General features: G+C 64.8%; 6 protein-coding genes. 1 reads left to right on the top strand and 5 read right to left on the bottom strand.

Annotated elements, in window-relative coordinates; translation table 11 throughout:
- The 5 genes from E8A74_RS51325 to E8A74_RS51305 all read right to left on the bottom strand — a co-directional run.
- Window positions 1-1,269, bottom strand: a 1,269-nt coding sequence (locus tag E8A74_RS51325) for a YaaC family protein (protein ID WP_136936534.1), incomplete at its 3' end; no start/stop codon positions are given.
- Between the two features lie 619 nt (window positions 1,270-1,888).
- Window positions 1,889-2,614, bottom strand: coding sequence for a hypothetical protein (locus tag E8A74_RS51320; RefSeq protein ID WP_136936533.1), 726 nt, complete (start codon window positions 2,612-2,614; stop codon window positions 1,889-1,891).
- Between the two features lie 692 nt (window positions 2,615-3,306).
- The gene (locus E8A74_RS51315) at window positions 3,307-4,470 is read right to left on the bottom strand and encodes a hypothetical protein (protein WP_136936532.1); all 1,164 of its coding nucleotides are present in this window, start codon (window positions 4,468-4,470) and stop codon (window positions 3,307-3,309) included.
- Between the two features lie 2 nt (window positions 4,471-4,472).
- Window positions 4,473-5,696, bottom strand: a complete 1,224-nt coding sequence (locus E8A74_RS51310) for a hypothetical protein (protein ID WP_136936531.1) — start codon at window positions 5,694-5,696, stop codon at window positions 4,473-4,475.
- A 72-nt stretch (window positions 5,697-5,768) separates the two neighbouring features.
- Window positions 5,769-6,689 carry an RNA polymerase sigma factor gene (locus E8A74_RS51305; RefSeq protein ID WP_170230024.1) on the bottom strand — a complete coding sequence of 307 codons (921 nt, stop codon included), beginning with the start codon at window positions 6,687-6,689 and terminating at the stop codon, window positions 5,769-5,771.
- Between the two features lie 233 nt (window positions 6,690-6,922).
- On the opposite strand from E8A74_RS51305, the gene E8A74_RS51300 reads away from it, so the two are divergent.
- Window positions 6,923-7,189: a hypothetical protein gene (locus E8A74_RS51300; RefSeq protein WP_136936529.1), complete on the top strand. Its 267-nt coding sequence runs from the start codon at window positions 6,923-6,925 to the stop codon at window positions 7,187-7,189.
- Window positions 7,190-7,383: the final 194 nt, after the last annotated feature.

Genomic DNA, 7,383 nt, shown 5'->3' with positions numbered 1-7,383 from the left:
ATACGCGAGACCTCCGCACGAATGGCTGCCGCTTGTTGTTCCGTACACATGTTGAGGCTCCTTCCGGCGGGGAGCCTGGGCACGAGGGACACGGGGCGTCAGGACGGGGGTGGGCGAGGTGATACGGAAGTGTAGACATGCCTCGGGCAGAGTGATGGGAAAGAACGGGTTCTCAATGTACCACGATTTTCCGCGGGCATCTGTCGTGATGCAGGCACGTATTTGGTGAAGGTTCGATGCGGGTACGTCAACGAGCGCCTGCCCGTGCTTTTCGCTTATCGTGGTCTCAGGAAAGGAGCGCTCGATATCGGCCCGGTTCGGCTGTCGCTCGCCATCTCCAATGTGGAATCGGTACAGTCCTCGCACGCTTCGTTCTTGAGAGATCTCAAGAGGGTGCGTCCTGCTGGGCCGCTTGGTTACCAGGCGGTAGTAGTCACGGAGCTCCGGCACCATGCTCAACAACGTTCCCCAGGTGGTGGTGCAGCGGAACTGGTGGAACTCTCTCAACGTTGCGACATTATCTTGAACAAAATCCAGTCTCGCTTCACGTCTATCGAGAGTGGGAAACGAGAATACCATTTCGCTGAACGTACCGTGCGGGATGTCGCCGCCGAACTGAATTTTCAAACCATCCATAATGAAGTCAAGACCGTGTGATCCGGGGAGGGTCTCAAGAGCAAATCGAATTGGATTGTTTACGAGAATAATTGCATACGCGTACGCCGTGATGGAGTAGAAGAAGTTAAGGGGCTTTACCATTAGCGAGCCAACTTTGCCTGCAAGATAGAGTTCGCGTCCTTGCCGGAGACAGTTCTTGATCTTGGTCGCCTCCTCATTGGCGACGCCCGAATTCCTCTCACTCCCAGTGCGTCGCTTTCGGAGCCGATAGAGCTCCTGAACATGGCGGCTGTTCTCGAGGTTTTCCATAAGCTCCAAGAGTGCCTGCTCGGGATAAAGGTCGGGCAAGGGGAGCATATCGGGCCCCGGACCGGTTTTAACACGCTCGACGACCTCGGATGTGGTCAGATAATAGTTCTTTGCGAGGCCGTAGGCCGCCGTCAAGCGATCAAGCACCCCACGGTGGCGAAAGAAGTGCTGGATGTCGCCCTTGTGTTGAGCCTTCTCTTCGCTTGAGGCGTCCTTCCAGAGCTGCGTTGCTTCGCGTCGAAGCTGCTCCTGCTTGGCGTAGTCGATGTCGTAGCCGAAAAGCTGGAGACTGTTGGGTTGCTTTCGACAGTCCGACTCATCTAGAAGAAGTTCGTCAAGCACTCGTCCACCTCCACAAGCATTTGGGTCTTGCGATGCTCTATACCCACGTCATCGATCGCGCCCCCTTGAGCGTCGTGAGCCAACTTGATCGATGAGGGGCGAAAAGGCGCGGATCGGCGCTACGGCTCGCCACGCAGCGCGAACGTGGCTCGTTGACCAGAAGCTCCCGACACCACCTAGGCCCACGGAAGTATAGGTCTCACGACACGGTCCCAATCTGCAAGACAAATCCAGAACCCTTCGGGATCACACATCCTGCCAAGCCGAGCCCTGCCGAAAACCAGACTCCCGACGGTGCCCGCGACCTCCCCTTTGCAAGCCAGAGGTCGCCCCGCTGGACGGCCACCACGAACACGTCCCTCTGGACCATCCACGCCGAAGGGCCCCGGGCCCACTCAGCGGACAGTTCATCGGACGGCGCCTTTGGCCATCGCGATCAAGACGCGGGCCGCATCGCGCAGCCGCTCGGGTCCTTCCGGGACCGGCGCACCTTCCAGCGGTTCGCATGCCCAGCAGCACTGTCCGTCTCCGTTGCGGACGCGTCGGAGCGTTCCGATCGCTCGCCCTCGCAGCTCAAGCCGATAGCCGAAGGCGACGCCGCGGAACCTCACGAGGCGGCTCACACGGGAACCCGCAGCTCAACGTGGGTGACGCCCTCGCGGAGAATCTCCGCCATCGGGTCTCCCGTTCTGGTCTGGGCCAGCGTCACGACGCCCTGTTCTTCGAGACGAACAAGCGCCGGGAGGATCATCCGCTCGTACGGAAGGTGCGGGAGCTTCTCGCGCAACCGGACAACTGAAACCCGGCCGTCCTTGTCAGGACGCAGCCGGGAGAGCGCCAGATGGGTGACGAAGTTCGTATAGGCGGCTTCCCCCTCACGCCGGGCAGCCAACGCCTCACGAGCCACCTCGATCGCCGCTCTCTGATACAGCGGGGCCGCGAGCACGACTTCGAGAAGCAGAAACTCGCCATGCTCGTGATCGGCGATGTTTCCGAACGAGATGCCCGTCACCTCCCGCGAACGCGGCGGAGGAACGGGTGGGAGCCGTTCGGACACGCGCGGCCCGCCGAAGAAGGCATCCGCCACGGCACTCCAGAACGACGCCCATCCCGCCTTCAACCGCAACAACAACGGCAGCGCCGGGGGCCCGACGATCGTGTCGCGGTCCACGCGTGGCTCGGTGAGCGTCTGCCGATCGTGGGCGACGGCGCCAGTCGGCGTGCTCGCCATCGCAGCCATCCCGGCGCCGCCGTCCACGATCGGCGACTCCTGCCAAACACGCGTTGCGTCGTCCTCGTCATCCCCTGTCGGAACGGGCGTGGGTCGGTCGTGCAGGGCGAGCATGACGCGATCTCCTTCCGCGTGAAGGCTCGTCGCCCGAGGACGAGGCGTGCGTGCACCACTCCGTTGTTACACGGACCTGGCCATTGCCATGACGCAGTCAGGCGCGCGCCTGCGCCCCGTCCCCGAGCGACGAGCAAACGAAAAACCTCCCCCCTCCCGGGCCGATCGCGGTTGCCTTTCCTGACCAGGCGCGCGAGCAGGCATCCCAAGCCGAAACCGGCCCGGGAAGGGTGAGGCTGGGGGTCGTTTTCTGCCCAGACGCCCCCAGCGAGCCAGCCTGCACAAAAGCGCATGCAGGCTCGCTGCGAGCGTCGATGTTTCATCGCCCCTCACATGGATATTGGCCGCACGCCGATCGCGGTGACAGCGACGCGCGAGATTTTTTCTGGCGAGACCCCGACGACCCACTCGACGCTCCTGTGCGACCGACGGCCGCAGGCGCGCTCGACCTTCGTTGCCCCCGGGCAAACTTCTCCGGGCTGCGCACGTCCGTTTTCGACCTCGACGCGCTTCCCAGGACAAATGTTGAGCTACCTTCGCGCCGTGGACTCTCGCCTTGCCGCCATCTCGCTGCGCCTGGTGTGGACCGTCTTTCCAGGCGTGGAGCTCGTTGCCTACCAGATCGGAGGAGCGGTCGCGGTCGGCGAGGCGTAGGAGCCCCTCGGCAAAGTTCGCGATCGTATCCTCGCGACCTACTCGACGATCCAGTGCGATCTGCGGCAGCAGAAGGTGATCGCGCTGATCTTATTCGGCGACGCCAACCCCTTCGGCGCCCCGCCGGAGCTCGAGCACGTGCCGTGAACGTACGTCACCCCCGTCACCGCCTTGGCCCCGATGGCGCGGCCCGGGGGGTGGATGTCGGTGCACTTCTCACCGACGGACGAGATGCTGCTGTTCTCGAACTCGGACGAACAAACTGCATCGTCGTAGAGCCGAAGCGATCCCATGCACGCGCTCCCCACGGGCGCCCCGCACTCGCACGCCTCGCAGCCGCGATCATCGAGCGGCTCCTCGGGGTACATCTCGTGACGCTCGTGGTTGTAGTTGTCCGGGCACGGCTCCAGCACGCCCTGGCCGTGCACGCAGTAGAGATAATCGGGGCCGGGATCGGCCACGCAGTACCTCTTGATCGCGCTCTCGCCGCACGTGTCGTCGTTCGTGTTCGCCATGCACGCGAGCGCGCCGAGCTTCCACTCTCTCGTCGTGGTGAACGAGGGCGTGGCGTTCATCGGCGCACAGGACTCGCTCGTCGGGCCCGGGAGCGGCGAGATCCGCACGGACTGCGCGCAGAACTCGCCGCCGCACGACGCACCCGCCGGAAGCGCGTTCGTGCTCGTGCACGAGCCGTCCCATCCCGCGGGCCCGCTGAACGGCAGCGTCGCGGCCACGCTTTCAAAACAAGTTCCAGCGCGGATCTCGATCGACTGCGGGGGCCCGCCTTCGCACGTCCCTTCCGAGGGCTCGCACGCGCACGCCTCGCACTCGGCCGGGGGCGCGACGAGCTCGTCGAAGAGGCGGAACTTCTCGTTCGGCACGCTGCTCGGGCAGAACTTCGGGAGCGCTTCCGGTTTGTCGAACCTGACCGAGACCGGAACCTCGCTCCAGTAGCCGGCGCCGCCGCTCGGCACGGGCACGCAAGCGTCCATGCAGGTACCCATGGACTGCGGCGTGGGGCCGGGGTTCGGCGTGTCTGCGTCGCCCGCGTCCGTGCCTGCGTCTCCGAGTTCAGGGCTACAAAACTTGTCAGGGAATAGCGCCTCGGGGTCGCACTCACCACGCAGATACGTGTCCGGCGCTGAACATGCCGCGGAGAGCGTGGAAATGATCAACAAAAACCAATGCTTTGACAATCGCATAACTAAAACTCCCACCCCGCACCAATAGCTGTGCTGAACATGACAGGAGGCTGATCTGAGACAACCGTTTCCCCTACAACGATCTTGACCCCACTTGAAAGACCGAGAACGTCTGCTGCCGCCTGTACGTACAAGGAAGTCGTGAGCTGAACCTTGGCACCGATACGGCCGCCGCCGCCAGGCTTCACACCCACGACGCTTGCCGGCTTGTAGCTCTCGCCAGAAGTCTCCACCCTGATCATGCCCAGATGGCCAAGCGCACAGCCGAAAAACCACCGGTAGTGTCCGCAGGCGCTGACGATTCCGCCTGCCGTCATCGCGTCGATCTGGCCTCCCTCAACGCCCGACGCTAGCCACGCCGCGCGCCCCTCCAGTCCGAGCGACACGTGCTCATGCACCTGCAAGCTTCCGCCGAGCACTGCCCCCACCGCGGGCGCCCACGTTGCTACCCCGAACACCACGACGGGTCCCGCGTTGATCGAGCCACGGATCCCGCTCCTCCTCTCGTCGCCGACCACACCACCGCGGATCGGCTCCCGCTTCGGCAGCTCGTCGTCAGGCGGCTCCTCGACGTTCGTCGCCGGATCGAGCTGACGCCGCCGGAGAAGCCGCTCGGGTGGCTCGATGGGTGCGAACGAGGGTAGCGGACGCAGCGCCAGCGTGTAACGCAACGTCCCGCCCTTGATCGCCTTGAAATCGATGACCGCGTCCTCGAATCCCTTCAGTGTCGCCCGTAGCTCGTGCTCCCCGGGAGGCACAAAGAGAATGAACCCGGTATGGCCGTCCCGATTCTTGGGCAAACCATCCAAGGTGACACGCGAATGCGGCTCGGAGACGGTCACCTCGACGCGGCAAACCTGCGAGATCGCAACGTCGTACGCCGTGAGCCAGGCATGCCGTTCCTCCGGCGACACCTCCGGCCCACGTCCGCGCTCGATCGCGTCGAGCAACAGATCCGCAGCCTGCACGGGGTTACGCAGCTCGACGAGCAGAGCGCCGAGCCGACCGCCTACAATCGGCTCTTCCTTGATCTTGAAGGCTTCGGCATAGGCCATCGCGGCCTCGGGCAGCCTGCCTGCGGCCCGTTCGCGGTCCGCCTTGGCGACGAGCGCCGTGAATCGTGCGGTCTCCACGGCCTCGTCCACCGCGGGCGGCGGTGAGGTTTCCGCGAGCGCAGGCGCCCCGAGAAGGAGAATCGTAGCAATGACGAGAGCCGACCGCACCATGCGCTCAAGAGTACACGACCCGCGACAAACCTGTCAAGAGGGACGAGACAAACCGGCACGCCAGGAAGAGGGCTACCGGTTGCCCTTCGGGAGGAACGAGAGGCCCGAAAGGTCAACCACGACCGAGGGGCGGGGAACGGTCGGCGCACGCGGAGCCTGTGCTTTCGCAGGCTTGACCGCGGCCGGCTCCGCGGGGAGGACCGGTGGCGTGGTCGGCGGCGGGGGCGCCTCCTGCACGCTGGCCACGATAGGCATGTGGTACCGGAGCCCGGCATGCGCGACGGCACGCTCGGGCCCCGGCGCGAGCAGGAGCAGACCGATGATCACGCCGAGCGCGTTTCCTGCTGGATGGGCGTAGCCGAGGAGGTTGCGGAGCCGTTCGAGGCGAGACGCGTGCCCCTCCCCGACGGGCCACAGAAGGGGCATGAAGGCGAGCAAATCATCGCGCGAAAGGCCGCTCTTCTTGAGAAGGAACGCCCGTCCCCGTTCGAGACGCTTTTTCGCCAAGTCTTCCGAGATGCCGAGCTCCTCGGCGACCTCCTTGTGCGACCAGCCCTCGATGCCAACGAGCATGAGCACCTGGAAAAACTCGGCAGGCATGTCCTCCATGGCCTTCGCGACCTTCCGCTGCACGTCGCGCAAGTGCGCGAGGCGCTCGGGGGAGGCCGTCGGCGCGGGCGTGGACTCCGCTTCGCCGTCCTCCGGGGAGAACCGCGCGTCGTAGCGCCGCTTGGCGCGGTCTGCTTCGTGCGCGACGTTTGCGGCGATTCCGAGCGTCCAGGCGCGGAGATCGCCGGCCTCGGGATCGTAGTTGTCGCGGCTCTCGACGGCCGTGGTGAGGACGCTCTGCGCCTTGTCCTCGATGCCATCGTTGCCGTTGGCTCGTTTTACGCCCTCGCTCGCGAGGAAGCGCTCGATGTCTGCGCGCACCTCGACGAGCCGGGCGAGGAAGCCTGGACGGTCCCCTGGCGTGTCCTTCGGTTTGTGCCCCATGAACATCTATTGGCCGCAGGGCAGGATGGGTGACTCCGAATTTTCGCGAGGTGCTCGTTTTTGTCGGCGCACGTGGGGCGCCACACCCCGACACACGAACGCGCTACTGCTGTCTGTCTCTCAGCAACCTCACCGCCCGCTCGATGCATGCCGCATCCCCTTGGCGTTTGCATAGGGCGATCAGCATCTTTGTTTCGTCCAAACTTGCATTCCCCGAAAGGACCCGCGGTTCGATGGTCTTGCGTACCGCTGCTTCGCTGATCGCGCCCGAGGGCGATGCCTGGCCCGCCACTGATGCTGGCGGCGCAGCAGCAGTCTGGCGTATCGCTGCTTCGTTGATCGCGCCAGGGGGCGATGCCTGGACCGCCGCTGATGCCGGCGGCGCAGAAGCGATCGGCGGCGGCGATGTCACCGGCGCCGGTGCCACGTCGAGTTGGGCGCGACGAACCGACGTTCGGCCTGGTGCTACGGGCGGCGCAGAAGCCGTTGACGACGGCTGAGGCGGATTCGGCCCCAACGATGGGGCCGAATCCGCCTCTGTGCCGGACGTCTCCGGCTCTGCCGGAACTAGTACATCATCCCGCAAATTCGTAGTGGTTCACGCGATCGGCATGAGCATCCAGCCGAAGGAACCGTGGAGGAGGTCGAGCAGGGGCTCCTGCCCGCGGTCCTGGTAGGGCGTGGGCTCCCAGCG

The sequence above is a fragment of the Polyangium fumosum genome (assembly GCF_005144585.1).
GTDB classification, from domain to species: Bacteria; Myxococcota_A; Polyangia; order Polyangiales; family Polyangiaceae; genus Polyangium; species Polyangium fumosum.
This window is presented reverse-complemented; position numbering and strand designations above follow the sequence as displayed.